The following is a 2,823-nucleotide window of genomic DNA, read 5'->3' as shown; positions in this document are numbered from 1 at the left end:
CGGATGAACGACTGGTCGACCTTGATCTTCGAGAACGGGAAGGCCCGGAGGTTGGCCAGCGACGAATAGCCGGTGCCGAAATCGTCCATGGCGATGCGGACGCCGAGCGCCCGGATTTGCCTGAGCGTCGTCACCGCGCGCATCATGTCGCGGATCAGCGCCGTCTCCGTGATTTCGATCTCGAGCCGAGAGGCCGATAGGCCCGTGCTGATCAGCACCTCGTGCACGGTCTGCGCGAAGCTCGGCGAGTGCACCTGCACCGCGGAGACGTTGACGGCGACCGACAGCGGGGATTTCCAGCGCGCCGCCTCGTTGCAGGCGGTGCGCAGCACCCACTCGCCGATCTGCAGGATCAACCCGCTTTCCTCGGCCACTGGTACGAACACCGCAGGCGGGATCTCGCCGCGTTCCGGATGCTTCCAGCGCACCAGCGCCTCGAAGCCGGTGACCTCGCCGGACTGGATGTCGACCTGCGGCTGGTAGACCAGGCGCAGCTGATTGCGCGACACCGCGTGACGCAGGTCGTGCTCCAGCATCCGCCGGTCGCGCACCTCGACGCCCATGGCGTTTTCGAAGAAGCGATAAATGCCGCGGCCGTCCTGCTTGGCGCGATAGAGCGCGGTGTCGGCATGCGTCATCAGCTGTTCGGCGGTATCCGCATTATCCGGGAACAGCGCGATGCCGATGGAGCCCGAGATCAGCGCCCCGCTGGCGGCATGGTCGTTGGTGCGGCGGAAGGCGTCGAGGATCTGCTCGGCGATGCGACCGGCGCGGGCCGGTGTGCCGATATCGCCCAGCAGCACGGCGAACTCATCGCCGCCCAGCCGCGCCGCATAGCCTGCGCCTTCCACGGCGCCAAGCAGTGAGTTGCCGACGCGCTGCAGCAGAGCATCGCCGGCGGCGTGGCCGAACAGGTCGTTGACCTCCTTGAAGCGATCAAGATCGAGGCACAGCACGGCGAAGGTCTGCTCATGCCGGCGGGCGTGGCTGATCTCGTCCTCGAGCTTGCGCGAGAAACTCACCCGGTTCGGCAGCCCGGTCAGGGCGTCGTGGTGGGCGAGGAAGCGGATATGCTGCTCGGCTTGCTTGCGGGCCGAGAGGTCGCGGATGGCGATGGCCTGGTGCGGCTGGCCGGCGAAATCCACCTGCCGCAGGATCACCTCGGCGGGAACCACGCCGAAGGCGGTCTTCAGGTCGGTCTCGATCGCGATATTGGGGCGCTCGGCCAGCATGGTGCTGATGGCCGAACCGAGAAACTCAGACAGCTGTCGGCCGCTGACGTCGCCTTGCGGACGGTCAACCAGCGCCAGAAAGCTCTGGTTGGCGGTCACGATCTCGCCGTCGCGTGCCACGAGGAGGCCTTCCACGGCTGCGTCGGCGAGGCCGCGCATGCGGTCGCCTTCCGCGGCAGTGCGGCGGCGGTCGAGCACGTCGAGATAGGTGCCGCCCAGTGCGAACAGCAGGATCATCACCGAGACCACGGCGACCACCAGCGACAGCCATTGCGGCGTCTGGTCGGCGTGCGAGACGATGGGGAAGCAGTTCTCGAGGCCGGCCGCGCCCATCGCAGTGAAGTGCATGGCGCAGATGGCGAGCGTGAGCAGGACGGTGGCGCGGATGCGCTGGCGCAGCGTATCGCCATTCACCGCGAAGTAGATCGCCGCGGCGGCCAAGGCGATGCCCAGCAGCACCGAAGCGGCGACCAGGGGCGATTCCCACACGATGCCGCCACCAATCAGCAACGACGCCATGCCGGCATAGTGCATGGCCGCAATGCCGATGCCGATCACGGCGCCGCCGAGCAGCCCATCGGAGCGGCGGGTGCCGAGCGCGGCGAACCACAGCCCGCCGCCGACGATCAGAATGGCGGCGCCGAGCGAGACCAGCGTCAGCGGCAGGTCGTAGCCGACCGGCATGCCGGCCGAGAACGACAGCATGGCGACGAAGTGCGTCGCCCAGATGCCGAAGCCAACCGAAAAGGCAGCGACTGCGAGCCAGGCCCGCTGCATGGCGCCGGTGGTGCGACGCGCGTGATTGAGCAGCGTGATACCGGCGAAGGCGGAAAGCGCACAAACCAGTGCCGCCAGAGCCACCAGGCGGAGGTCGTGATGCTGGAAAAGCGTAGTCAGTACGATCTGCAAGATGGCGCGTCCTTCTGGATGCAATGCCCACCTGCTCTCGGCCAAACTGGTGAAGGGAGTCTTGCCCCGGCCGGTACGACTTGTGCTTAACCTCTGATGTCTCGATACGGCGTAAACGGAGGCTTAAGATGTTCGGCTGAACCCGCTAGCGGGTGTGCGCGTTAATGCCTCCAAGGGAGGACGGCCAATGACTGCCAACAATCACTTCCGCGGCTTGCTTGCCGAGGATACGCCGGCCGGCAATGACGGCGACACCCCGGGATTTGCGCAGCCGGTGAGCCAGACCGAAATCGAGGAGTTGCTCTATGGCGACGACTGGCCGGCCGCCGAGCGGCTGTCGCGCCTGCAATCGATCCGCGCCGAACTGGCCGATCTCGAAGCCACCGATTTCGGCGATGACGATCCCCGCACCCTGATCGGGGCCATCGACGAGGCGATCGCGCAACTCACCGGGCTGGCGGGCGAAGGCATGGATCCGACCTCCATCGACCACGACCCGGGGGCGCATCGCGAAACGTTGTCGCCCGATTCCGACGAACTCGAGGCTATTTCAGCCGATGATGAAGCGTCGCTGACCGACGAGCGCGCCGAAGGCCCGATCGACAAGAGCCAATGGCTCGACGGCGACGGGCTCGATGCGGATGAACGCGACCAGGACGGGCGCGACCAGGACGGGGGCTAG

The 2,823-nt window shown here is 66.8% G+C and carries 2 protein-coding genes; one reads left to right on the top strand and one right to left on the bottom strand.

What is annotated here, in order from left to right:
• A partial coding sequence (locus V6M48_RS03230) for an EAL domain-containing protein (protein WP_332811086.1) occupies nucleotides 1-2,141 on the bottom strand: 2,141 nt, incomplete at its 3' end.
• A 187-nt stretch (nucleotides 2,142-2,328) separates the two neighbouring features.
• Here V6M48_RS03230 and V6M48_RS03225 point away from each other — a divergent pair.
• On the top strand, nucleotides 2,329-2,823 hold the full coding sequence (locus tag V6M48_RS03225; protein ID WP_332811085.1) for a hypothetical protein: 495 nt from the start codon (nucleotides 2,329-2,331) through the stop codon (nucleotides 2,821-2,823).

The sequence above is a fragment of the Sphingomonas sp. genome (assembly GCF_036677245.1).
In the GTDB taxonomy this organism is placed as follows: Bacteria; Pseudomonadota; Alphaproteobacteria; order Sphingomonadales; family Sphingomonadaceae; genus Allosphingosinicella.
The sequence above is the reverse complement of the archived record's forward strand: the minus strand, read 5'-3'. Positions and strand labels throughout refer to the sequence as shown.

Excerpts from the sequence above, each read along its gene's own strand:
- V6M48_RS03225 (WP_332811085.1), top strand. The coding sequence starts at position 2,329 with ATGACTGCCAACAATCACTTCCGCGGCTTGCTTGCCGAGGATACGCCG.